Source organism: Propionispora vibrioides (assembly GCF_900110485.1).
In the GTDB taxonomy this organism is placed as follows: domain Bacteria; phylum Bacillota; class Negativicutes; order Propionisporales; family Propionisporaceae; genus Propionispora; species Propionispora vibrioides.
Genome location: NZ_FODY01000003.1, coordinates 183707 through 208331, shown reverse-complemented (window position 1 = coordinate 208331; position 24625 = coordinate 183707). Strand labels below are relative to the sequence as shown.

24 protein-coding genes are annotated in these 24625 nt (G+C 49.9%); 15 read left to right on the top strand and 9 right to left on the bottom strand.

Annotated features, from left to right (window positions below; all coding sequences use genetic code 11):
* Positions 1 to 11 precede the first annotated feature (11 nt).
* Complete coding sequence (locus tag BMW43_RS04310; RefSeq protein WP_091744175.1) at positions 12 to 2420, top strand: glycyl radical protein; 2409 nt, start codon at positions 12 to 14, stop codon at positions 2418 to 2420.
* Between the two features lie 132 nt (positions 2421 to 2552).
* On the opposite strand, the gene BMW43_RS04305 is transcribed toward BMW43_RS04310, so the two are convergent.
* Entirely contained in the window at positions 2553 to 3062 is a 510-nt protein-coding gene (locus BMW43_RS04305; protein WP_091744174.1) for a hypothetical protein, read from the bottom strand.
* A 127-nt stretch (positions 3063 to 3189) separates the two neighbouring features.
* Here BMW43_RS04305 and BMW43_RS04300 point away from each other — a divergent pair, with 127 nt between their 5' ends.
* The 4 genes from BMW43_RS04300 (at position 3190) to BMW43_RS04285 (ending at position 5818) form a co-directional block, all read left to right on the top strand.
* On the top strand, positions 3190 to 3462 hold the full coding sequence (locus tag BMW43_RS04300; RefSeq protein WP_091744173.1) for a hypothetical protein: 273 nt from the start codon (positions 3190 to 3192) through the stop codon (positions 3460 to 3462).
* A 228-nt stretch (positions 3463 to 3690) separates the two neighbouring features.
* Complete coding sequence (locus tag BMW43_RS04295) at positions 3691 to 3990, top strand: zinc-ribbon domain containing protein (protein WP_091744172.1); 300 nt, start codon at positions 3691 to 3693, stop codon at positions 3988 to 3990.
* Between the two features lie 241 nt (positions 3991 to 4231).
* The gene (locus tag BMW43_RS04290; protein ID WP_091744171.1) at positions 4232 to 4885 is read left to right on the top strand and encodes a nucleoside/nucleotide kinase family protein; all 654 of its coding nucleotides are present in this window, start codon (positions 4232 to 4234) and stop codon (positions 4883 to 4885) included.
* A 12-nt stretch (positions 4886 to 4897) separates the two neighbouring features.
* On the top strand, positions 4898 to 5818 hold the full coding sequence (locus tag BMW43_RS04285; RefSeq protein ID WP_091744170.1) for a carbohydrate kinase family protein: 921 nt from the start codon (positions 4898 to 4900) through the stop codon (positions 5816 to 5818).
* A gap of 221 nt (positions 5819 to 6039) precedes the next feature.
* Here the strand turns inward: BMW43_RS04285 and BMW43_RS04280 are convergent, their stop codons facing one another.
* The 6 genes from BMW43_RS04280 to BMW43_RS04255 all read right to left on the bottom strand — a co-directional run bounded on the left by BMW43_RS04280 (position 6040) and on the right by BMW43_RS04255 (position 11354).
* Positions 6040 to 6576: a peroxiredoxin gene (locus BMW43_RS04280; protein WP_091744169.1), complete on the bottom strand. Its 537-nt coding sequence runs from the start codon at positions 6574 to 6576 to the stop codon at positions 6040 to 6042.
* A gap of 184 nt (positions 6577 to 6760) precedes the next feature.
* Entirely contained in the window at positions 6761 to 8092 is a 1332-nt protein-coding gene (locus BMW43_RS04275) for an amino acid permease (protein WP_091744168.1), read from the bottom strand.
* A gap of 132 nt (positions 8093 to 8224) precedes the next feature.
* The gene (locus BMW43_RS04270; protein WP_091744167.1) at positions 8225 to 8800 is read right to left on the bottom strand and encodes a hypothetical protein; all 576 of its coding nucleotides are present in this window, start codon (positions 8798 to 8800) and stop codon (positions 8225 to 8227) included.
* 31 nt (positions 8801 to 8831) lie between these two features.
* On the bottom strand, positions 8832 to 9374 hold the full coding sequence (locus BMW43_RS04265; RefSeq protein WP_245732216.1) for a metallophosphoesterase family protein: 543 nt from the start codon (positions 9372 to 9374) through the stop codon (positions 8832 to 8834).
* 47 nt (positions 9375 to 9421) lie between these two features.
* Positions 9422 to 10918, bottom strand: coding sequence for a cbb3-type cytochrome c oxidase subunit I (locus tag BMW43_RS04260; protein ID WP_091744166.1), 1497 nt, complete (start codon positions 10916 to 10918; stop codon positions 9422 to 9424).
* Positions 10919 to 10940: 22 nt separating this feature from the next.
* The gene (locus tag BMW43_RS04255; protein ID WP_091744165.1) at positions 10941 to 11354 is read right to left on the bottom strand and encodes a c-type cytochrome; all 414 of its coding nucleotides are present in this window, start codon (positions 11352 to 11354) and stop codon (positions 10941 to 10943) included.
* A 602-nt stretch (positions 11355 to 11956) separates the two neighbouring features.
* On the opposite strand from BMW43_RS04255, the gene BMW43_RS04250 reads away from it, so the two are divergent.
* Together BMW43_RS04250 and BMW43_RS04245 are read left to right on the top strand one after the other, a co-directional pair.
* On the top strand, positions 11957 to 14218 hold the full coding sequence (locus BMW43_RS04250) for a HelD family protein (protein ID WP_091744164.1): 2262 nt from the start codon (positions 11957 to 11959) through the stop codon (positions 14216 to 14218).
* Between the two features lie 180 nt (positions 14219 to 14398).
* Complete coding sequence (locus BMW43_RS04245; protein ID WP_091744163.1) at positions 14399 to 15214, top strand: D-alanyl-D-alanine carboxypeptidase family protein; 816 nt, start codon at positions 14399 to 14401, stop codon at positions 15212 to 15214.
* A gap of 95 nt (positions 15215 to 15309) precedes the next feature.
* On the opposite strand, the gene BMW43_RS04240 is transcribed toward BMW43_RS04245, so the two are convergent.
* Positions 15310 to 15870, bottom strand: coding sequence for a helix-turn-helix domain-containing protein (locus tag BMW43_RS04240; RefSeq protein ID WP_091744162.1), 561 nt, complete (start codon positions 15868 to 15870; stop codon positions 15310 to 15312).
* Positions 15871 to 16033: 163 nt separating this feature from the next.
* Here BMW43_RS04240 and BMW43_RS04235 point away from each other — a divergent pair, with 163 nt between their 5' ends.
* From BMW43_RS04235 to rarD, 8 genes are all read left to right on the top strand, one after another.
* A complete protein-coding gene (locus BMW43_RS04235) occupies positions 16034 to 16945 on the top strand; it encodes a DMT family transporter (RefSeq protein ID WP_091744161.1) in 912 nt (303 codons plus the stop codon).
* Between the two features lie 19 nt (positions 16946 to 16964).
* Positions 16965 to 17324, top strand: coding sequence for a cupin domain-containing protein (locus BMW43_RS04230; protein ID WP_091744160.1), 360 nt, complete (start codon positions 16965 to 16967; stop codon positions 17322 to 17324).
* A gap of 372 nt (positions 17325 to 17696) precedes the next feature.
* Positions 17697 to 19223 (top strand): [FeFe] hydrogenase, group A, encoded by a 1527-nt coding sequence (locus tag BMW43_RS04225; RefSeq protein WP_091744159.1) that lies wholly within the window; start codon positions 17697 to 17699, stop codon positions 19221 to 19223.
* 56 nt (positions 19224 to 19279) lie between these two features.
* Entirely contained in the window at positions 19280 to 20083 is an 804-nt protein-coding gene (locus BMW43_RS04220) for a 4Fe-4S dicluster domain-containing protein (RefSeq protein WP_091744158.1), read from the top strand.
* Positions 20073 to 21269, top strand: a complete 1197-nt coding sequence (gene nrfD / locus BMW43_RS04215; protein WP_091744157.1) for an NrfD/PsrC family molybdoenzyme membrane anchor subunit — start codon at positions 20073 to 20075, stop codon at positions 21267 to 21269. Before BMW43_RS04220 ends, nrfD begins: the two co-directional genes overlap by 11 nt.
* Before the next feature lie 102 nt (positions 21270 to 21371).
* Positions 21372 to 21869 (top strand): DUF6803 family protein, encoded by a 498-nt coding sequence (locus tag BMW43_RS04210; RefSeq protein WP_245732225.1) that lies wholly within the window; start codon positions 21372 to 21374, stop codon positions 21867 to 21869.
* Positions 21870 to 22032: 163 nt separating this feature from the next.
* A complete protein-coding gene (locus BMW43_RS04205) occupies positions 22033 to 23040 on the top strand; it encodes a 2-hydroxyacid dehydrogenase (protein ID WP_177173457.1) in 1008 nt (335 codons plus the stop codon).
* A gap of 131 nt (positions 23041 to 23171) precedes the next feature.
* On the top strand, positions 23172 to 24101 hold the full coding sequence (gene rarD, locus BMW43_RS04200) for an EamA family transporter RarD (protein ID WP_091744154.1): 930 nt from the start codon (positions 23172 to 23174) through the stop codon (positions 24099 to 24101).
* A 124-nt stretch (positions 24102 to 24225) separates the two neighbouring features.
* On the opposite strand, the gene BMW43_RS04195 is transcribed toward rarD, so the two are convergent.
* The gene (locus BMW43_RS04195) at positions 24226 to 24537 is read right to left on the bottom strand and encodes a thioredoxin domain-containing protein (RefSeq protein WP_091744153.1); all 312 of its coding nucleotides are present in this window, start codon (positions 24535 to 24537) and stop codon (positions 24226 to 24228) included.
* Positions 24538 to 24625: the final 88 nt, after the last annotated feature.

Sequence of the window (24625 nt, the reverse complement as noted above, 5' to 3'; positions counted from 1 at the left end):
AGTTGTCTGCAATGAATAGCTATTTCGGAGCATTAACGCCGCGGATGGAAAAGTATCGCAGTGATGTACTGGCTCCGACCCGTTGGGTTTGCACGGAGCGGGCCCGCTATACAACTGAAGCGTATCGCCAGCATGAGGATAAACCGTTACCGTTAAAACGGGCTTATATGCTAAAAAACATTCTCGAGCATATGAGCATCTATATCGAGGAGGAGAGTATGCTGGCGGGAAACCAGGCATCGTCCAACTGCGCGGCGCCCATCTTTCCCGAATATGCCATGGACTGGGTCATTGACGAGCTGGATCAGTTCGCTGCCCGCGACGGCGATGTTTTTCATATTACCGAGGAAAATAAGCAGGTTCTGCGCGACATGGCTCCGTTTTGGGAAGGCCGGACAATTAAGGCAAAGGGACTGGCGGCCATGCCGGAAAAAAGCCGCCTGTTCTATGATCTTGGCATTATTAAAGCCGAAGGGAATATTACTTCCGGCGATGCCCACCTTGCCGTCAATTACGGCAGATTGCTGCGGGAGGGCTTGCGGTCTTATGAGGCTCATACCAGAGAAAAACTGGCCGGTCTTGATCTTGCCGTTTATACCGATCTCGAGAAATCTTATTTTTATCAAGCCATTCTGCTTGTGATTGAGGCGGTGCGGACCTTTGCCGGCCGCTACGTGAAGTTGGCCAGGGAGCAGGCAACTGCCTGTCATTCCCCCAAACGTAAGGCAGAACTGGAACGGATTGCCGATACGCTGTCGCGCGTGCCCTATGAGCCGGCGCAGAATTTCTACGAAGCCCTGCAGTCTATCTGGTTGATTCATCTGGTGCTGCAAATTGAGTCGAATGGACATTCTTTGTCTTATGGGCGCCTGGACCAGTATGCCTACGAGTATTACAGGCGGGACCTGGAAAATGGTACATTGACGGAAGCAGAAGCCGGCGAGCTTCTGACCAATCTGTGGATTAAGACCTATACGATCAACAAAATTCGCAGTTGGAGCCACACGCAATATTCAGCGGGCAGCCCGCTTTATCAAAATGTTACCGTTGGCGGCCAGACGCCGGACGGCAAGGATGCGGTCAATCAGCTGTCCTACCTGATCATCAGGTCAGATGCCCAGGTGCATTTGCCGCAGCCGAACCTTACCGTTCGTTACCATGCAGGACTGGATGACCGTTTTATGAAAGAGGCGGTCGAGCTATTGAAGCTTGGTACGGGGATGCCGGCCTTTAACAGTGATGAGATTATTATTCCTTCCTTGATTAAAAAAGGCGTAGCAAAGGAAGACGCTTATAATTATAGCGCCATCGGTTGCGTGGAAGTTGCCGTGCCCGGCAAATGGGGTTATCGTTGCACCGGCATGAGTTTTCTTAATTATCCCAAGACGCTTTTAATTGCGCTTAACGATGGTTTCGATCCAAAAAGCGGTGAAAAACTTTGTGAAGGAACCGGTCATTTCAGAGACTTTACTTCTTTTAATCAGGTCATGCTGGCCTGGGATAAGGTTATCACGCAGTTTACCAAGGAAAATGTTATTATTGATACCGCCGTCGACCGTACCCTGGAAAAGTATACGGCAGATATTCTCTGCTCAGCACTGGTTGATGACTGCATCGAACGGGGTCTTAATCTTAAAGAAGGCGGCGCTGTATATGACATGATTTCCGATTTGCAGGTGGGCATTGCCAATCTGGCCGATTCGCTGGCCGCGATCAAAAAGTGCGTCTTTGAAGCTAAGCTTTTCACACCGGCTGAGCTATGGGAGGCCCTGCACAACAACTATGAGGGGGAAAAGGGCGAACGAATCCGTCACGCCCTGCTGCGTAAGGCTCCTAAATTCGGCAATGATGACGACTATGTCGATGCTTTGATCAGTGAAGCGTACGATATGCATGTGCGGGAGATCAAAAAGTATAAAAATACTCGATATGGTCGCGGCCCCATTGGCGGCAACTATTATGCCGGGACCTCGTCCATTTCCGCCAACGTTGGCCAAGGTCTTGGCACGATGGCGACACCGGACGGGCGCAAGGCCTGGGAGCCGCTGGCTGAAGGCTGCGCGCCCTGCCACGCCATGGATATCAACGGTCCGACCGCCGTATTTAAATCGGTGGCTAAACTGCCGACGGAAGATATCACCGGCGGCGTATTGCTTAACCAGAAAATTACGCCGCAGCTATTGCAGACGGAAGAAGATAAGCAAAAGCTTATTCAGCTTATTCGCGGATTTTTCAACCAATTGCAGGGATTTCATGTTCAATACAATGTTGTTTCAAAAGAAACATTGCGTGAAGCACAAGAAAAACCGGACCAATATAGTGATCTAATTGTCCGGGTGGCTGGTTACAGCGCTTTCTTCAATGTGCTTTCCCGCAAGACCCAGGACGATATTATCGAACGGACAGAACAGACACTGTAAGCGAACCGGGCATAGTTGTTAATAGAAAGCGGATTGTCTGTGAATTGAAGGTTCTTGTTTATAAAAAAAGGTGCCGCGGCAGGAGACGTTTTTTTGCCGTGGCACTTTTTTTATATTTTATGGGACCGGCAATCATTGCAGCTGATACCGGAACTGATCAATAATTTCCTGAGAAATGACCAAATGAATGCCCGGCGCCCAGGTGGGCAGGAGACTGGGGGGCGAAGGAATGTTCATGATTTGGCCGAGCGTGTTAAAGACCGAATTGCAGTTTGGTTTGTAAAAGTGCTGCCACCAGTCCGGGTAACGCAGCTTTAGGTCGTTGATGGCCGGAATGGCATGCAGTGCCGCTTGCCAGAGCCGGGTAATCATGACCTGATCACCAGTGTGACAGGGAACTTTGGCCTGACCCGGTTGCTGGGACCAGGTTATGGCAGGATCATGCAGCACCTGCAGCAGGCAGGTGGAGTTGCCGACCGCTTTGGTTCGCTGAGTTACGGGGTCATGGGCCAGACCGTGAATCTGGTCAAGAATCTGGCCCTCCGGTCCGGTCAGTACCCAGAAATTGTGGGTAAACGGCGTACGGGCTATGGCAAAGGCGCGAGCCTGAATGCTGTACGCGGCAGGTAGTTGTTTGTTCATAGGACACCTTCTTTCTGGCAGATCAATCAGGCGGAGCGTCGGGATAAATGCAGGTGACATAAGCCCTTCGGTATGAAAGCTTCACTGGCGGATATAATAAAGAAATAACTTGTCGGGAGGTGGGAGCGTGGAGCCGATTGACGATATACTTGGCAGGCTCAAGCGTATGGAATGTCCGGCTGGCGAGGTGGCAGACAGGGTGCGTACCATGCTGGCCGAATATGAAGCTGTGGCGGAAACGGAAATTGCTGTTTTCAGGGAACGCAGTTTGGACCGGGATGGCACACAGGGCTATGTAGCCCGTTTTCCCCGCAATCAAAACGGACTGGGACTGGCTGTACTGACTGAATCGGGAATGGATGATTATGTGGCGAAAGTGGTTGATGCCTATCTGTTGTAGTATATGATATCTGTTGCGATTCTACACAGCCGGCTTGTTGGAGGTTATTTCTAAGCATAATAAAAAAGTGTATAAAATTTGCTTTACTTTTGTGGTAAGGTAAAGTATACTAAATACAGCCCATATAATAGGTTCAGTGAAACTGCCATTAGTCCTTCTCCTTAGAGAATGCCCAATGAGTAATCATAAAACTATTAGGGTACAATATATTGAGGAGGCTATTACATAATGGCTCAAGACAAAACTTTATCCTGCCGCGACTGTGGCTCTGACTTCGTATTTACCGCTTCGGAACAAGATTTCTATGCGGAAAAAGGATTCACCAACGAACCGGGTCGTTGCCCGAGCTGCCGTGCAGCCCGTAAGCAACAAAACAACCGTGGCGGCTTTGGCGGCCGTCAACAACGCGAAATGCATGACGCAGTTTGCGCATCTTGCGGTGTAGAAACTCAGGTTCCTTTCCGTCCGAGCAATGACCGTCCGGTTTATTGCAGAGACTGCTTCAGCCAAAACAATTCTCGTTACTAAGAGAACAGCTCCCTTGCAGCTTGCAAGGGAGTTTTATATTATGCATTTCAAACGGTAGCTCTTGATAAAAACGGCTAAGATCCTGTCTGTACTGCCAGCGGCGGCGGATAGGATACTTAGCCGTTTTTGTTTTGCCGAACCGGCGCAGCCGGTTCCTCAAAGAAGGAGTTTGACGGGGACAGCGGGAATGAGATATACGGTAATGGTTGATGTAACCGTCAGGTAAAGGGAAGGGGTAACTATGGAAATACATAAGGCTGTTGTGGCGGAATTGGCCGCTCAGGTGATTGACGCCTACCGGAAGCGGGGAAGCGAGCGTTTTTTGCTGGGGATTACCGGTATACCTGCCGCCGGCAAAAGTACGCTGGCCGCTAACCTGACAAAAGTAATTAACCGGCAGGTAGGTCAGGATGTGGCGGTTGTTGTTCCGATGGACGGCTTTCACTATCATAATGATATATTGCGAAGAAAGAATCTGCTGCCATTGAAGGGAATACCGGAAACCTTTGATGGGGAAGGGTTTGTGGCGTTGGTAAAGCGGCTGGCCGGGGAACCGGAGACGGTCATCGGCTGCCCCGCTTACGATCGCCGGCTGCATAATCCTGTACCTGACGGAATTCGTGTGGTGCCCGGGCATAAAATCATTGTTATTGAGGGAAATTATTTGCTGCTTGATAGTAAACCTTGGAGCGAACTGGCGGCATTGTTGCACGAGACCTGGTTCATTGATACGCCGTCGAACGTTACCCGCGGCCGCTTGATCAGGCGTCATTCCCGTTCGGGACGGACAGTGGCTGAAGCGGTGCGGAAAATAGAATCCACCGACAGACCGAATGCGGAACTGATTAGGAAGAGCCGCAGCCGGGCCGACAAGGTGATTATGCTGAGAGAATAGGTGACTAAAGATATGGAAATACAAAAGATAGATGTTGTAGGATTAGGTGCGTCAACACTGGATATGTTTACTGTGGTGGAACGTTTTCCCGAGACCCGGGAAGTGCAGAAAGCAGGCGACATGCTGTTGGACGGCGGCGGTCCGGTGGCGACGGCCCTGGTAACGTTAGCCAAGCTGGGGGCGTCAACGGCGATGATCGATCATGTAGGGAATGATTGGGTCGGTTCGCTTATTCTTGAGGATTTTACCAAGAACCGGGTTAATAGCGATTTCATCACCCGGTTTCCCGAGCAGTCTTCGACGGTTGCCAATATCCTGGTCCACCAGGCAACCGGCAACCGGGCTATTTTGTTTCATCCCGGCTCGGCACCGGAGGTCGGTGCCGAAGAGGACTATACGGCGCTAATCAAGGCGGCCAAAATCCTTCATGTTAACGGCCGTTATTTGGCGGCCTGCCGGACAGCCATTGCAGCGGCCAAAGCATCCGGTGTGCTTGTTTCGTTTGACGGCGGCGCCAACCGCTATCATCCCGGCATGCGTGAATTGGTACAACAGAGCGATATCTGTATTGTCGCCAGGGATTTCGCCTTTCATTATACCGGAGAGGCGGAACCGGTGGACGCTGTGGTCAAGCTGCTCAATGAAGGCCCTGATATTGTGGGGGTTACCGATGGCGTTCATGGCAGTTGGATTGCCCGCCGGGGCGGTCAGCTGTTTCATCAGCCGGCGTTTATGGTCGAGGTGACCGATACTACCGGTTGTGGTGACAGCTATCACGGTGCCTTTTTGTTCGGACTGTTGAGCGAAATGTCTCTAAAGGAGGCGGCTGAGTTTGCCAGTGCCGTGGCGGCGATTAATGCCCGTACACTGGGCGGCAGGGCAGGGCTGCCTTCGCTGGAGCAGGTGCGGAATTTTCTGGCGGAATATCGTTAGTCAGTCTTGGACCGGGGAATGCTGTGAAGTTTTGCGCAGCAATGACGAATGACCGTCCCTGCCGGCAGGTTATGCCGTAGGCGGCAGCTTGCCAGCCATTGCGGCGGTGTGCTGTGAGGCTGGCTTCCTCTGGCTGGAGGAAGATATGGTAGTCGCGTAAAAACAAAACAGGCCCGGGTCTTATTGGACTCGGGCCTGTTTTTAGCTTCTTATGTACCGGGTTACAGCGTGTTATCGCCCGGATGCCAGTCAATCGGGCAAAGGCCGCCTGACTGTAGTGCATGCAGCACCCGGATGGTTTCATCCACGCTGCGTCCGACGTTCAGGTCACAAACAACCTGATAACGCAAAATACCGTCAGGATCAATAATAAACAGGCCGCGCAAGGCAATGCCTTCTTCTTCGATCAGAATGCCGTAATCTCTTGACACCTGTTTGGTGATATCGGAAGCCAGCGGATAGTTCAGGCCGCCGAGTCCGCCCTGCTCGCGGGACGTTTTAATCCAGGCCCTGTGTGAGTGGACACTGTCAATGCTCACACCCAGTACATCGGCGCCCAGCTCACGGATTTCATTGATTTTAGAATTGAACCCTCTGATTTCAGTCGGGCAGACAAAGGTAAAATCAAGAGGGTAAAAAAACAATACAAGCCATTTTCCCTGGTAATCCTCCAGTGTGGCAACATGATCCAGTGCCTCAAGATTTTTAGTAGTTGCCATAGAAAAAGCGGGAGCCTTTTCGCCAACTTTTGCAGCCATACAATCACCTCTTTGTTAAATAATAATTATTATTAATTAGATCATAGTGTTTATTATAAAATTTGTCAATTGTTTTGTAACCTATTTCTAGTTAAAGCGGTTGTGCTGAGCGTTAGTAGTTAGTCCTGTTGTCGATGATCCGGGTTTATGCAGCACTGTGTTGCTATTCGACAGGTCTTTTTTTTTACGGGCTGGACTTGGGCAGGAAGAAATAGACGACGCCGATGATGAGCAGGATGATTCCGCCACTGTAGAGGCCGGGCATCTGATCAGGATATAGTACGGCTGAGCAGATAGCGATGAAAATGGTAACAAAGCATAACCAGGGCAGGTAAGGGAAGAAAGGAGCCTGGTATTTTATTTTTTCCGGTGCGGTGGCCAGAATTTTTTTACGGTAGAAATAATGGGTGGCAGAAACGCTCATCCAGTTGATGAGTGCCAAAAAACCACTGGCGCTTACCGTATAAATGAAAACCCTTTCCGGCAGCAGATAGGACAGTAAAGTGGCTCCCAGGAGAAAGAAGCCGCTTAAGGCTACGGCGGCGACCGGTACGCCACGACGGCTTTGGTAGGCGGCAAAGGCGGGAGCCTGGTTGTTTTTGGCCAGGGAAAACAGCATGCGGGATGAGGAATATACCTGGGAGTTTAGAGCGGAAAGCGTGGCCGTGAGCAGGATGATATTGACCACATCGCCGGAATAGGGGATGTTGGCCAGTTCAAATAAGGAAACAAAAGGACTGGTGTCAGGCTGGAGGCTGCTGCGCGGCAGGAGAACGGTGATTAAAAAAGCGACCAGAGTATATAATGCCACAATAAACAGAGTGACAATCCTGGTGGCCGGCGGTACCACCTTCTCGGCCTGTTCGGTTTCGGTGGCCGCTATGCCAATGATACCTGTGCCAGTGTAGGCAAAGAGAATAAGCAACATGGATGCCAGCAGACCGAGAATTCCCTCGCGGGGAGCGGTTAGCGCCTCCGTATATAAGGTGAAATCCGGGGAAATCTTGCCAATCGCCAGGCCGCTGACCGCGGCAAAGCCGACCAGTACGAACAGACTAAGGGCGATAATTTTGATCGACGCCAGGGACAGTTCGAATTTGCTCAGACCTTTCAGGTCATTTAAGTTAATTAAGGTGATCAGGATGGAAAACAGCAGGCTGAACATCCACAGTGGTGTAGCCGGCGACCAGAGCCGGGCGAATATGGCACAGGCCGTCACTTCGCTGGCCATGCCTAAAATGCCGCTGGTCCAAAACATCCAGCCCACGACGAACCCCCACCAGTTACCGAATATCTCCTGAGCGTGCACCTTGAAGGCACCTGGTGCGGGATCGATAATTGACATTTCGATCAGAAAAGCCACTTCCATCATCATGATCAGGCCGCCCAGCAGATAGGCCAGCGGCGCCCAGGCGCCGGCTACGGTGATAACCAGACTGCTGGCCAGGAAAATACCTGAGCCGATAATATTGCCCAAGGCCATAATAATAAATTCAGTTTTATTAAACGTCTGCAAAGCATACACCTCATAGCAGAGAGTCATTTTTATCGTTTCTTAGCATTCACCGATCTTGTGGTGCTTATTCGTGCTGGCAGACATAAGAAAAGCAGGGCCATTGACTGGACGGCACCTGCTCTTTGTGTGGTATTAGATACGGACTTCAAAGTTGCTTTTCACTTGAGGTTTATCAGTTGACGGGGGAGCGATGGTTACATCTACCCCCGAATCATTGGCGATAATTTTGCTGCGCCCTGAGTAGTCGATTACGGTGCGGGCCGGCTGAGGCGGTTTTTTCTTCTTAAGGAAGGATAGTCCCCAACCCGTCAGACCGACGAGCAGGACGGCGGCCAGCAGCCAGGAAGAGACGGCTGAGGGGAACAGGCCGTCGGCCGCCTTGGCTTTGGCGGGTACTGCGGCGGTAGCGGTTGTTGTTTCGCTGCCGTCACCGGGAGCCAGTGAAGCGGCGGCAGCGGTTTCGGCTGGGGCCGGAGTGGCTGGGGTGGTGCTGTTATTATCGGGAACTGCCGTTTTCTGACTTGTTTTATCCGAACCTGCCGGTTTTTCACTGCCAGCGGCGGAGTGGCCCTGTTCCTTGCCGGTGGTAGTTGTTGTACCAGCCGGTGGCTGTGCTGCCGGCGGTGAAGAAGTTTGGGGATTTAGCGGCGCCGGAGCGGGAACAGTAGGAGGCACCGGCTTAGTGGGGGCGTCGGGCAGCGTAGGCATGTTACCTGGCTCCTTCCTGCAGATTATTAATTTAATATTCTTCGACAGAGCCGGTGGTTTTTCCTGTGTTAAACACTAAGGTGGCTGCGACCCGGGACGGGGAGAGCTCCAACAGGATAAAGGAAAACCATCTTTCTTTACGTTTGTTGGTGGGAGAGCCGGGATTGAGCAGGAGGATTTTATTCTTAGTAAATATGGCGGGCTGGTGGCTGTGGCCAAAGACGATGATGTCTACAGGCTGATCGGCAAAAGCGGCATACGCCCTTTCGGGTGTGCTTTTGCCCGGACCGTGTCCGTGAAACAAGCCGACACGGTAAGCGGCTAGCTCCAGGATCTGTTGTCCGGGAAGAACGGCGGCCACTTCCGGTTGATCGCCATTGCCCGTAACGCCGTGAAAGCCGGGAAACTTCCGGAAAAATGCGAGTGTGGCCGGTGTGGTAAAATCGCCGGCATGCAGGACGGCATCGGCTGTCGTTAAGTAGGGCAGCGCCCAATCCAGAGTAAAGGAGGGACCGGTGCCGTGGGTGTCGGAAAAGACGGCTATTTTCATAGACAACTCATGCTGTCCGCTCATGTTAACCCAGCCTCCCGTCTGTATAGTAAGTCGTAGGGGCAGCCAATTTACTTATTCTCCTTGGAGCGGGTTAAGATGGTTGGACTAAGGTTTTGAATTTTTTGCAGTACCTGCTCCGCTTCTTTTCCCTTTTGAACTAAATCATCGAGTAATCCGTCGAGCTGGTTTAAATCATCACAGGCAATGTTCGACAGATGCCCTTCGCTTTGAAACAACATCTTGATTTTAGGCCATAGGCTTTTGACAACAACAAATGTCAGCAACAGACTGCCGGCGGAATAGACAGCGCCGCCCGCTGCCCGGATAAGCAAATAGGGCCTGATCAATTCATTGGTCTCGTCAATGCTCAAGCCCATTACCCACCAACAGTAGACTTGTAAGCCGCCGGCAAGTAAAAGTCCTGTTCCCATGGTCAGTAGGCCGGCATTTAGTGAGAGAAGGGCAACCCAGCACCAGGGATATAGTTTTTTTGCAAGGCTTATTTCGGTAAACAGCATATAAAAACACAAGGCTAACACCAGGAACCCGAATACGCCGAATAAGGCAAAGTGTGAATGGGCTGAGGTAATATACGTTCCGTGGATAAACCGGTTGAGCGGCGGATACGCCATAAGAAAGCCTAAAAAGGCAGCTCCGAAAATATGATAAAATATGCTGCAGCCGATTAGGGCAGCCACGATTTTATCACGGTCGGAGCGACAGGAAAAAGTCTTAAGGTTAGTTGATTTTAGGGTTGTATATAACAAGATAATGGATGGCAGAACCTGCATCGCACTAAAAATGCCGCCGATCCAAAGCCAAAAAGCCGGCACACCAATCCAATAATAATGATGTCCTGTTGCCAGTATTCCGGCTAAAGCGGCAAAGATAAGATCTAAATAAATAGCCGTTTCCACTGCCCGCCGCTCCACGCCGATCATACGAATCACCAATGCTGCCAGAATGCCGGTACCAAGCAGTTCCAACGACATTTCTTCCCATAAGTGAACCACCAAGAACTTGGCAACTTCATCGGTAGTCGGATGGGAATAAGACATAATATTAGGCAGGTAAAAAATAACCAGAGTAATACTGCCGGCTACGATACTGATCAGTGTGGCCCGGCTCTTGGGCATAGTGGAAGCCTGATAGGTACGGAGCAAATTAAAGCTCAGGAGCAGCGTGGAAGCGAAGGTCGCTAATTTAAAGAGCCAGTTGGTCTCGAGATATTCCCGGCCTTCCGTAAAGCCTAATAGCAGCCAGCCTAAAGTCAAGCCTATGGTTGTTGTCAACAGCCAGAAATTAACGGTAATCAGCTTAAGACTATAAAATTCCCGTTCTGCCTCCTGGCTAAAGAAAAAATAAATGGCTCCCATCATGCCGAGCAGCGGCCAATAGATACTGATGTTTAAGTGAAAGGCCCGGCCGGCGGCAAAGGAGATGGGAGAATTCACGTCGGGAAAGAGTAATTGTATCGCACCGCCGGTAGCGATCAGTCCTTGCAGGCCAAAAAGCAGATACGCAATTAAGGCATATTTATAACTTAGATGCTGAGATCGGAACAAGTCGGCTGGCTCCTTTGCTGAATTACCTGGCTTGTGGCTTGGCTTCATAAAGCGGATGCGGCGGCCAATTTGTGGTATTAATGGAATCAAGGAATTCTAAGTAAGCGATCATAGCATTGGTTTCCGCTTCGTTCAGACGTTCATGCCGTTTTTGTTTGGCTCCGCTAATGAGTGGCGGGTGGGTTAGAAATTCCTTCAGTGCATCGCTGCCAAGCTTTTCATATACTTTGGTAAGATCGCCGCCATAATAACCGCCATTGCCCAATACCGTGTGACATTCGATACAGGCCTTGCGCTGAAAAACCAGTTTGCCCTGCTGTGCCGCAACCGGTATGGGCTTCATTTGCTCATTGGTTAGAGAAACATAAATCAGCCAGGCAAACATAACCAAAGAAACAATAAGCGTTGTCAGGAATGCTTTCAGGCGAAAATCCATAATTTATTTCTCTCCTATAGCTCTCCCCTTAGTATCCAGAATGCTGCGGCTTTCTATGCACTCGAGGAGTGAAGTTATCTTTGGAGGCAAGCCTGGACGGGCCGGACAGCAGCAATATTTCTTATTGATGCCGGCAATTTTAATCTATAAATATCCACGTATTATAGAGGAAGATGAACCTGTAATTGAGAGCTTTAAACTGTTTTTTATATTCACATTTGAGATTGTTTGGTATGTTAGTGGAGGGTACATATTTCATCTCTGCTTGTAAGAAGATAATCATGACTAGGATTTTATCGATTACAGGATTTTTACAAAAGTTGTTTAATTTAATATAGTATATCAAAGGAACGGTTTACCCCGTAACCTTGATTGTAAAATCACCTGTTTGAGTCGGACTGACAGCCAGCTCAACCGTTTTGTTAAGTTGGGCTTCTTTTTTTCGTTGAGGGACGTTTGTATGGTTACAGGGTGTAAGCAGGACTTGCGATTTGTTGATTATATTTCTAACATGGATTGAACCTGATTGGCATAGTTTTATGGGAGATGAAAAAGCGTATTGGGGCAGCTTTCTAAAAAATAGGGACTGAAAGTGAGTGTTTATGGACAACAAAGAGCGGGAATATGAGCTCGCAAGACTGAGCATGACAATAGAGCATATCAAAGGGCAGTTGGCGGCCAGCGGCAGCCAATGCAGCGATTCGCAGCAGCAATTGAAGGGAACACTTGCCGATTACTGGGGCAACCTGGGCAGCAGCGCCTGCGATGAAGCGCAGTTTATTGAGGAAATGGACCGGCAGAAAAGACTGACGGCACTGGTTCACCAAAAGTACAGCCGGTTGCAGCGAATGGCCGATTCCCCTTATTTTGGCCGGATTGATTTTTGGGAACCCCAGTCGGGCAGCGAAGAAGCTGAACGCATCTATATCGGTATTTCCAGTCTGAGTCATCCCGGCAGCGGGGAACTGCTGGTGTATGACTGGCGGTCGCCGGTAGCCGGTATGTTTTATGATTTTGAACGGGGCAAAGCCTGGTATGAATGTCCGGCCGGCCGGATTGAGGGCGAGATCAGGCTTAAGCGGCAGTTTAAAATTGTCAATGGTATCATGAAGTATATGTTTGACGCCGATATAACCATCGAAGATGAAATGCTGCAGGACGTGCTCAGCAAAAGCTCCGACGCCAAGATGCACACTATAGTGACAAGCATTCAGCGGGAGCAAAATCAGATTGTGCGGGATGAAGGACATCCGGTGCTGTTTGTCCGGGGCCCGGCCGGCAGCGGGAAAACATCGATTGCGCTGCATCGCATTGCCTATCTCTTATACCGTGAACGGGAGCATCTGTCGTCCAAGAATGTGATTATATTTTCGCCTAATCATATTTTCAGTGATTATATTGCTGACGTATTGCCGGAAATCGGGGAAGAGAACGTACTGCAAACCACCTTTCAGGATTATGTGAAAGATACCGGTGTGGGACAGGAACTGGCGCTGGAAGATCGTTCCGCGCAATTGGAATGGCTTTTGGGCGACAAGCAGGCCGGCTGGGCAACGAAGGTGGAAAATATCCGCTATAAGTCTTCGGCGGCTTTTGTAAAACTATTGGATTCTTATGTGAGCTTCCTGCAGGAAAATCTGGTTCGGGAACATCCGCCCATCCGGTTTAATGGGGAAGTTATTTTTAGCAAGGGAGAGTGGAAAAAGCACTTTTTCCATAACCTGGCCCATTTACCGGTGGGACGGAGATTGAAAAAAATCCGGCAGCTGATAAAAAACAAGCTCCAGTCGGCGATACAGCGACTGCGGCAGGAAAAAATAAAAGAAATAACGGAAAACGGCAATGAAGTGAACGCCAAGACGGTGGAGGCCATGGCCCGTCTTGCCGCCGGCGAGGCGGCCGCCCCGCTGTACGAAATCATACATAAACTGACGGAACTGCATGCGCTGTCTTTGTATAAGGCGCTCTTTACGCGTGAAGATTTTCTAAACAACCGTGAGGTAGCGGCCCTGCTGCCGCAGACATGGCAGGAGATTTGCCGGCAGACGCTGCGAGAGTTGCAGGCCGGGCGGGTTACCTATGAAGATTCTTTTGGGTATCTTTATCTGTTGGGTATGCTGGAGGGCTTTCCGGCTAACAGGGAAATACGGCATGTGGTAGTGGACGAGGCTCAGGATTATACCGCTCTGCAATATAAGATCATTAAGCAGCTATTTCCCGCCAGCCGGTGGACTATCCTGGGCGATCCGGCGCAGGCGGTTCATCCGTATTTGACAACGGCTGATTTTGCTGAGGTCAGCCGGATTTTACAGCAGGCAGGCTCTTATTTTTACACGTTAAAGCGGGCATACCGGTCGACTTGCGAGATCCATGCCTTTTGCCAGGCCTTATTGCCGGCGACCGAAATGACGGAGGCTGTTTTGCGGTTTGGCGGTAAGCCGCGGGTAGTCCGGCAGCGGCAAGCAGACGGCACCAACGCCTGGCTGCGGGCCGTTGAAACCTTGCAACAAGAGGGGTGGCAGTCTATCGCCCTGATCTGCAAAACGGCACGGCAGGCGATGTTGGTGCACCGGGCTGTAAGTGAGCGCCTACCGGCTCATGTTATATTGTCGGAGGAGGACCGGTTCCGACGAGGTGTCGTTGTCATCCCTTCTTATTTGGCCAAGGGACTAGAGTTTGACGCTGTTTTGGTTGTTCAGGCGGAGCAGGCGCAGTATGGCCGGCCGGAAGAACGCAATCTTTTCTATACTGTCTGTACCAGGGCGCTGCATCGACTGTGCCTATTTCACTTTGGTGCGCTTACGCCTTTTGTGGCGGAACTGGATACGTCGTTATACGACGTTGTGTGGGAAGAAAATGATTAAAAAATTAGTAGGCCGTCAACCTTGAAGGTGTAAATTAAATTTGCGGAAAATTTTTCGTTTCCAAGGCGGAGGAGCCGCGCATATCGGGCATATGCAAAGCGACGACAACAAAGTGGGACGGAAAAGACGGCAAGATGATTCATGCAGGTGACGCAAGGAACTAAGTTTAGGAGGAACCCGATGAGTAAAAAGATTTTTTTATTTTCCTTATTATGCCTTTTTCTGTTAAGTTCTACGGCGCTGGCCGCGGCGGCAGTGCAGCCGCCGAACATATTGGCGGAAGCCGCCGTAGTGATGGTGGCGGATGATAACCGGGTTTTGTACGATAAACAAGCTCATGCCATTATGTATCCGGCCAGTACAACCAAAATGACGACGCTGATCACCGCGTTAGAGCAAGGCAAGCCGGATAGTATTGTCACAGTCAGCAAGCGCGCTGCCCAATGTGAAGGCTCCAGTCTGGACCTGACTGCCGGTGACAGGCTGACCCTGCAGGAGGCTTTATTTGGGATGATGCTTGTTTCCGGTAACGATGCGGCCGAGGCGGTGGCCGAAACGGTAGGCGGCTCGGTGGCGGGTTTCGTGAATCTGATGAATGCCGAGGCGGCGAAAATCGGTGCAACCCGCACACATTATACCAATCCGCATGGTCTGCCTGACCCGATTAATCACTATACGACAGCCTATGATCTGGGCTTGATTGCGGCCTATGGCCTGAAGAATCCGGTATTTGCCAAAATTGTTTCCACTCAGGCCTATGACGTGCATTTTCTAAATAAGCCCACTCTGCATGTTACCAATACCAATAAGCTATTGGGTAAGTATCCGGGCGCCAACGGCGTAAAAACCGGCGTTACCAATGATGCCGGAGACTGCCTGGTGGCTGCCGCCAAACGGGGTAATGTCGAATTAATCGCCGTCGTACTTAATGATGATGAACGCTGGGCCGATGCGGCCCAATTGCTTGACTACGGATTTCAGCAGCTAGGGCTTTAAACTGAATCAGTCTGTATAAAAACTCCCTTCCTGTAATCGGAAGGGAGTTTTTGTTTGAAGTAACCTATCTCAAAGCTGTTAGGCAATATGGCAGGCTAAATAAGCGCAGGTGTAAGTACGAATAAAATGTGACTTGTCTGATCGGCTTTGTTTAAAAATCTATGTCTTACATTCGGGGGAATGCGGACAACATCGCCTTCATCTAAAAGATACTCGACGCCTTCCAATTCGACATAGGCCGTTCCCTTCATGACAACGGCAATTTCCTCTTTGGCAGCATGGGAATAATAGCTTTCTGTGGTACTGGCGCGGGCATTTAAATCCATCATTAATAGTTCGATATGGGCTTTCATAAAATCTGGTGTTAATACGTCATAAACAATATGGTCATTGTTTTCACGGTAGATTTTTTTGCGGTCTTGTTTCTTTGAAATAAGCGATTTCGTATCAATAGCATTAATAAACAGGGTATAGAGCGGCACATTTAATGCCTGGGCGATTAATTCCAATACGTTAAGGGACGGATTGGCCTGGCCACGCTCAATTTGACTGACCAGTGACGTGCTGATACCGGAATAATCGGCAAATTCACGAATAGTCATTCCTTTTTTCTTACGATAGCTTAAAACCGTCTGGCCCAGACGATACTGATTCATAGTCTGATTTCCTTTCCATAATAGTACATCTTTTGGCCCTTTTGTGCTGACATACTGGAAACACAAGCTAAATGCTGTCTTCTTGCGGCAAATATATTATAATAGTTTTGTACATTATATCATATCTTGTCTTTTATGAAGCACAAGTGGAGAGGTTGTTTCTATGAAGTCACGAATCTTTTTGTATTCCGCTTTATTTTTTGGAGTGTTTTCGCTATCCACCTCCGCCATATTTGTGAAATTAGCGAATGCCCCTTCCGGTATCACGGCGTTTTATCGTCTGTTTTTTGCGGCCTTGCTGCTCCTGCCAGCTTTTTTATTCAGTAAGAAGAACCGGCAGGCGTTGCTATATCTCTCCCTGAAGCAATGGGGCTGGGGGCTGCTGTCAGGTTTATTTTTAGCTGTCCATTATGTATTGTGGTTCGAATCGCTGCGCTATACATCTGTGGCAAGTTCAACTGTCATTGTCACATTACAGCCCCTTTTCTCGCTCGCAGGCGGCTATTTTCTGTTTAAGGAGCGTTTGAGCCAGGGGGCAATCGTTGGGTGCCTTATCGCTATAACCGGATATTTCATCATTGGCTGGGGAGATTTCCAGATCAGTGGCACGGCGTTATTTGGCGATTTGCTAGCGTTTCTTGCCGCAGGTCTGATCACCGCGTATTTCTTTACCGGCCAATTTCTGCGAAAAAACTTATCCGTTATTCCCTATTCCCTGCTGGGGTATGTGAGCAGTGCGTTATTTTTAGCAAGCTATGCTGTTAGTCAACAGGTTTCTTTCGTTGATTATCCCTTACCAACGTGGGGCGCTTTTATTGGATTGGCACTGATCGCGACGATTCTTGGACAATTGATTTTTAATTGGTTGCTAAAGTGGGTATCTACAACGGTTATTTCCATGGCTATTTTGGGAGAGGTGATAGGAACCTGCATGTTGGCCTATTTTATTTTTAACGAGACTATCTCTTTGCAACAGGGGATCGGTATCGGAACGGTTCTGGCGGGTTTGGCTTTATTTTTGCTGCAGCCTCCCCAAGCTCCTGTGCCGAGATCGGATAACAAATCCGCTATTTAAAAATTGTGAGGTGTATAAAATGGAAAAAATTAATATTCAAGAAAAGCTAAATCTGTTTAACGAGTATTGGAGTCCCCGGATTATTGGGGAGGTCAATGACTCTTATGTGAAAATTGCAAAATTTAAAGGAGATTTTATCTGGCATACTCACCAGAATGAAGATGAAATGTTTTACGTGCTGAAAGGCAGCTTGACAATCAAATTCAGGGATAAAGCTGTTCTTTTGCAAGAGGATGAGTGTATCGTCATTCCGCGCGGTATTGAGCATATGCCGGTTGCTGAGGAGGAAGTCTGGGTGATGCTGATAGAGCCCAAAGCGACTTTAAATACCGGCAATGTAATAAATGATCGGACTGTGGAAACGCTGGAAAAAATATAATGCATGGACAATCGGTGCAGCAGTAAGAAGGCAAGAGGTGCGTAGGCGCAATGGTGGGGCCGCAGTTATAAGCCGGCAGCGTTTATTAGGGAAAGTGCAGACCTAAGGTGTGGAGGTACGGCTGGAATATCTTTTGGGTGAATTATCTGATGATTGTAGAAGAATACATAATACAATGTCTGAATTGTCTATATCGTGAATAAATTCACTAGACAAAAAACCGATTATGCATTATGCTATAAGCAGAATATAAATAGTGGGGTAGAGTTACGGTGAACCCCCTAAAGTAGGCGTTGATTTTTAAAGAAATCAGCAGCTATTTTAGGGGGTTCTTTTTATTTAAATAAGGTCGATTACAATGTGGAGGTTTACATGAAACAGAAAAAAGTATCACGAAGAGGATTTTTTAAGCTTCTTGGTACAGCGGGGGTCGTGGGGGTTGGTGCAACGGTTAGCGGCTGCAGCAATGAATCGGCCGGAGGCAAAGGCTGGATGCCAAGTCAGTATAATGTTCCTGCCAACTGGCCTGTTCAGGTTAAAGGACGGATTCCGATAGATAGCAACAATGTATCCATTGAACGGGATGATGCCAAATGTATTCTGTGCGGTCAGTGTCTGGAGGTATGCCGCAATGTAATGAGCGTATACGGCTATTATGAGCTTCCGGTGAAAAAAGAAATTGTGTGCGTAAACTGCGGCCAGTGTACTTTGTGGTGTCCTACCGGAGCCATCACTGAGCGGCAGGATACGGCGAAAGTGCTGACGGCGCTTGATAATCCTGCGGTTCATGTGCTGGTGCAAACAGCGCCGGCCACCCGTGTATCTTTGGGGGAAGAATTCGGACTGCCGCCGGGCAGCATTGTCCAGGGCAAGCAGGTGGCGGCGCTTAAAGCGCTTGGCTTTGATGCTGTGCTGGACACCTGTTTTGGCGCCGACCTGACCATTATGGAGGAAGCGTCGGAGCTATTAGAACGGGTGAAGCACCCGGAACACAGCCTGCCGCAATTTACCTCCTGCTGTCCCGGCTGGGTGAAATTTGTTGAATATTATTATCCTGATCTCATGCCTCATCTATCAAGCTGTAAATCGCCGCAGCAGATGTTTGGGGCGGTGGCTAAGACATATTACGCAGCTAAGAAACAGATTAGTCCGGACCATATTGTGTCGGTGGCGGTCATGCCCTGTACGGCGAAAAAGTTTGAATGCCAGCGGCCGGAAATGAATGCTGCCGGCGTCGAAGCCAAGCTGCCGGCGGTGCGTGATGTGGACATTGTTATCACTACACGGGAACTGGCCCAGCTGTTAAAAAAGCGAGGCATTGATATGAATAGTCTGGACAGTGCCGAGTATGACTCTATTTTGGGAGAAACCAGCGGTGCCGGCATTATCTTTGGCGCCACCGGCGGGGTAACGGAGGCGGCTGTGCGGACAGCGTATCATTTGAGCACCGCTCAGGACCCGCCTGACAGTCTGCTGACCTGGAGCCCTGTGCGCGGCCTGCAGGGAGTGAAAGAGGCGACAGCCGATATTCCCGGTCTTGGCACTGTCCGGGTAGCCGTGTGTCATGGTCTGAAAAATGCTAGAGAATTGTTGGCAGCAGTACGGGAGAAGAAGGCTCCCTGGCAGTTTATCGAATTTATGGCCTGCCCCGGCGGTTGTATTGGGGGCGGCGGCCAACCCCGGACCTCGTTGCCGCCGACCGATGAAGTGCGCAAAGCCAGGATTGCCAACTTATATAAACTGGACTCGGCTTTGCCGGCCAAACGCAGCAGTTATCAGAACCAGGAAATCCGTCAGGTATATCAGGAGTGGCTGAAAGAGCCGTTGAGTGAAGAGGCGGAAGCATTGCTGCATACCCGGTTTGTTGACCGCAGCGATCAATTGACGGCAAAACGATAGGGAATTGCTGATAGATGATTCCCTGTAAGCCGGTTTAAAAACAGGAGGTACCTGAAATGTCGAAGGGCGTGTTAACCGATCTTACCAAGTGCATCGGCTGTGGCAGTTGTGTGGTGGCTTGTAAGATGTGGAATAAGCTGGAATATGATACCAAGCAGCCGACCGTAGGGTCTGCGGCGAAATTAAACGATAAGAACTGGACGATTGTCAGCACCTGTGAGACGCAAAACAGCAAAGGAGAACCTGTCTGGCGGTTTGTCAAACGCCAGTGTATGCACTGCCTGGAGCCGGCCTGTGTTTCGGCTTGTTTTTCCCGGGCACTGCAAAAAAATCCCGACGGCTCCATCGTTTATTATCCCGATCTATGCGTAGGCTGCCGCTACTGTATGTTCGCCTGTCCGTTTGATGTGCCGAAATACGAGTGGCACAAGGCGGCGCCGGAAATCACAAAATGCCAGATGTGTTCTTCCCGTCTGGAAAATGGGGAAGCCCCTGCCTGTGTGTCGGTGTGTCCGACCGGGGTCATGCAGCTGGATGACCGTGATAAACTGGTGGCCCGCGCGGAGCAGCAGATCAAAGATAATGATCAATATGTAAAAAAAATCTATGGAAAAGACGAGGTAGGCGGCACATCCTGGCTGTATATTTCGGATATTCCCTTTGAAGAACTGGGCTTTAAGGTTGTAGGCATGACGGCCCTTCCCACCTATACGCAACGCTTCCTGAGGCATACGCCGTTTATTGCCGTTGGTTGGGGCGTTTTGCTGGCGGCATTATCTTTTTATACCAGGCGGCGCAATGAGCTGGCCAAGGAGAAGCAACAAAACCGGTCAATGGAGGATGAGCATCATGAAAATTGAGATACTGGGCTGGAAGTTTACCATTACACCGACTCGCCTGATTCTGGCGGCTATCGCCGGCTTGAGCATTTTGACGATGCTTGTCCGGTTTATTACCGGCTTTGGTATGCTGACTAATTTAAGCGATGAATGGCCCTGGGGCCTCTGGATTGCTTTCGATGTACTGACCGGCGTGGCTCTGGCCGGCGGCGGTTATTCCACCGCGCTGATTGTGCATATTCTGCATCGGGACAAATATCATCCCATCGCCAGAGGCGCCTTACTGACGTCACTGCTGGGCTATATCCTGGTTATGCTGGGGTTGTTTCTGGACATCGGTCAGTGGTTCAATTTCTGGCGGCCTTTTGTTTCCTGGGGGCATGCTTCGGTATTATTTGAGGTGTTCTGGTGTGTTTCCATCTATACCACCATCCAGACCCTGGAGTTCGGCGAGATTGTTACCGAAAAAATCGGCGTCCGTCTTCATGGACTATTTAAAAAGATACTGCCTGTTCTGATGATCATCGGCGTCATTTTTCCGACGCTGCACCAGTCGTCGCTGGGAGCGTTATTCCTGATCGCGCCGACTAAGGTGTATCCGCTTTGGTGGACGGAATTTTTGCCCGTATTTTTCCTCATGTCGTCCTTCTTTGTCGGACCGGCCATGATTACTATCGAGTCGGCGCTGGCAGGCAATTTCTTTGGCCATAAGGTTTCAACCGAGGTTCTAAGCGGTCTGGCACGGATCAGCGGCGCCATGATGGCACTGTACCTGCTGCTGAAGGTATATGACCTGGTGTCCCGCGGCGTGTTCGGGTTGATGTTTGCCGGCAATTTTGAGGGCAATATGTTTTTGCTGGAAATGGTGCTGGGGCTTCTTGTGCCACTGGGTATTGTATTCAGTAAATGGGGCAACACCAAGGCCGGCCTGACCGCTTACGGAGTACTGACCGCGGGAGGCGTTATTTTGAACCGCATGAATACCGTATTTACCTCCATGCTGCATTACTCTGACGGTGCCTATTTCCCTTCCATATGGGAATTCATCATCAGCATCGGTCTGGTAGCCATCGGCTGTTTGTGTTATTGCTTTATTGTCGAGAATTTTAATATCTTCGATCATAATCATATTGACAAGGAGAGCAGTGGAAAGACAAAAAAACGGCTCAACCGGAACTCAATCGGATCTATTCTGTCCGGACAATAAGGCGTGCGCCATTCATAATTCTTTCATCTTTTCTTCACAATATCTTCACAATGATCTGCTATAGTAAGTAACTACAGGTTAAAGGAGAGATGAAAAGTGAACATGACGCATTACATGGAATTATTGGCAGTGAACCAGCCCTGGAATCTGATTATATATATGGTGATTCCGGTAGCGTTGGCGGAAGCGCTTGTTGCTACTGAGTTTTTCGTGGTTTTTAACCGGCTGCAGGCCGGCGCTGTGCGGACCTGGAACAAGTGGATCGGCATTGTGCTGGGCATTTACTTCTTAGGTGTTTTCCTGCAACTGTCGGTTACGGTAGTTCCCACCCTTGCCTGGCGGGGCGCGGCAGATTTGATTGCCGTGGGAGCCTATTTGAGCGGAGTGATTCCACTGTTTTCCATCGCGCTGCTGGAACTGGGCGTGATTGGCGGTGGTAAAACTCAGGAAGAAAAAATGAAACTCCATTTCATTTTGTTGACCGTCTTTTTGGTCGTGGCCCATGTGGCCATGGTGTTTGGCATGATTGATCCCACCATCATGGGATGGAACCCTGGGGCGATGCACATGCCGGGCGGACATATGAGTCACCCGCAATAAAAAAGTGGGGATAGTAGAAAAAGCAAAAGAAGGAAAACATCGACTGCCTCCGGCGGTTGGTGTTTTCCTTCTTTCCATTATGGACCGATCGTAGTACAATAGGCAATATAAGTGGCAGGGTATTTTCCAGCCATCTGGGGTTGGAAGAAAGAGGGTGGCAGGTTTGACTGTTAGGAAAATCGCTTTTTTCGAATGCGATAAAAAACGCAAAGAATTTTATAGCCGCAATCTGCCGGGCGTTGAATTGCTATTCTATGCGGAAACTCTGGGACAGCAGCATATCCCGGCAATAAAGGACTGTGAAATTATCTCGGTGATTAATTACTCACCGGTAACGGAAAAGATCATAGAGCAACTGACCGGCACCAGGCTGATTGCGCTGGGCTGCACCGGTTTTGTTAATGTCGATGTCAGGGCTTGCGCCAGGCAGGGCATTCTGGTCGCCAATACACCAGGCTACAGTGACGATGCGGTAGCCGAGCACACGGTTGCGCTCATGCTGATGTTGCTGCGGCACGCTCACACGGCTTTTTTACAGGCCAGGGATAATAACTTCTCCTGGCAGGGGCTGCGCGGCAGAACGCTGCGCGGCAAAACACTGGGCATTATCGGCACCGGGAAAATCGGGCTGAAAGTAATTGAACTGGCTAACGCCTTTGGCATGAGGGTGCTGGCCTATAGCCGCCGGCAAAGAACCGATGAAGCGGAGCGGCTAGGGTTTGCCTACGCCGATTTGGCTACAGTACTGGCTGAAAGTGATATTCTGTCGCTGCACCTGGCAGCCAGCCCGGAAACCTTTCATCTATTCAATCAGGATAAAATAAGCCACTGCAAACCGGGGGCTGTGCTGATCAATACCTCGCGCGGCGAAATCTGCGATACCAGGGCGCTGCTGTGGGGACTGGAAGAGGGCATCTTGCGGGGTGTTGCTTTGGACGTTCTGGAGGAAGAAAAGCTCTGCCAGGACAGCCGTCTGCTTACACCGGAGCTGACCGGCGCCCAACTGGAGACCTATGCGCTGAATCAGCGTCTGCTGCGCCATAAAAATGTGTTAATCACACCGCATATCGGCTGGTTTACCGAAGAAGCCATTGCCAGCATGCTGGCCGTTCATTTGGAAACGCTGCAGGCTTTCATTAACGGTACGCCTATTCATCTCATAACCCCCTAGGGAACCACTGATTAATTCACACTGCACAGCCTGGCGGATCTTTTTCCGTCTGGCTGACAGGCTCATTAAATCAGCGGCTCCCTAGATTTTAAAAAAAACCTTAATTCTTTTTAGAAAGGTAACCTTTGATTATGAATCAAACATTTTCCGGCCTGGCGTCCGCCGTCGGCTCCTATGTACTGTGGGGAATTTTACCCATCTACTGGCGGCTGCTGCTGGACGTTCCGGCCTATACCATACTGGCTCACCGTATTGTCTGGTCTTTTATCTTTATGATGCTTGTGGTGGTTTGTGTTAACCGCGGCGGGCAGTTTATAGCGGAATGCAGGGAGATTTTCAGTGACACTAAGCGATGGCTGGCCCTTGCCTCCGGTTCTGTCCTGATCAGCCTGAATTGGCTGACCTATATTTGGGCGGTCAATCATGACCGGATTATTGAGACCAGTCTGGGTTATTACATCAATCCGCTGGTCAGTATTTTTCTGGCCATTGTTGTCTTGAAGGAGCGGTTGAGCTTCTGGCAGATGATCTCTGCTTTGCTGGCTTTGGCCGGGGTTATGTTCATGGCTGTTCATATCGGCACCGTTCCCTGGGTGGCCTTGGCGCTGGCACTTTCCTTCGGGTTGTATGGCCTGTGCAAAAAACTGGCCAAGGTTACGGCTGTTGCCGGGCTGACGCTGGAGACCTGCCTGGTGACGCCGCCGGCGCTTTTCTATTTATTCTATTTTCACCAAGGCGGTGCAACAACCGGTTTGACCGGCTTTTCCACCACGGCGGTCCTGCTGGCGGGTACTGGTATTATTACCGCTATTCCGCTGCTATTGTTTGCCAATAGCGCTAATCGCCTGTCACTTACGGTACTGAGCTTTGTCCAGTATTTGTCGCCGACCATTGCCTTGCTTATCGGAGTCTTTTTATATCACGAACAGTTTACCGCCGTGCATGCGGTAACGTTTGCCTCTATTTGGTCAGCGCTGCTGCTGCTTTCCCTGGGGAAAACGGCTTGGTTTAAAAAGGTGGAGGCTTATGCCGTTAGTCTGAAAAAGGCGATGGAATCCTAAACTGTGTCTTCAAACTAACGGAATGCACCATGGCGAGTGATTTCTGCGCCGGACGAATTATACCCCCCAAAGGGCACGCGAAATTTTGCAGGAATAGCGGCCCCTGTTTCAAAGTTGGCGGGGACTAGGAAAACTCGGCGAGCAGCTTGCGAAACTCGCTTTCGTCGGGAAACCGGCTATGCAGTACCAGCTTTCCGTTGAGCACCAGAGCCGGTGTGTACCGGTCGCTGACGCTGTCGCGGGGCGCGTGGTTGCAGCCGGGGCAATAGCCGATGAGACAGCCAACATAGACATTATATTCCCGCTGGAGGATATCCTCGGCTTCTATTTTTTCAATCCTATAGGCAAGGCCAAGCTCCTGCGCTGTTTTTTCCACGACTTCCTGATAATAGTCGCTGACGGCGCACTGAGAACCGAGAATTTTAATATTCAGCATGGTGTTAGTTCCTCCTCTTTGGGATGTTTACTGGCTTTAGCAATAAAAAAGGAGATATTCGGCCGATGAGGACGCGGATATCTCTTTT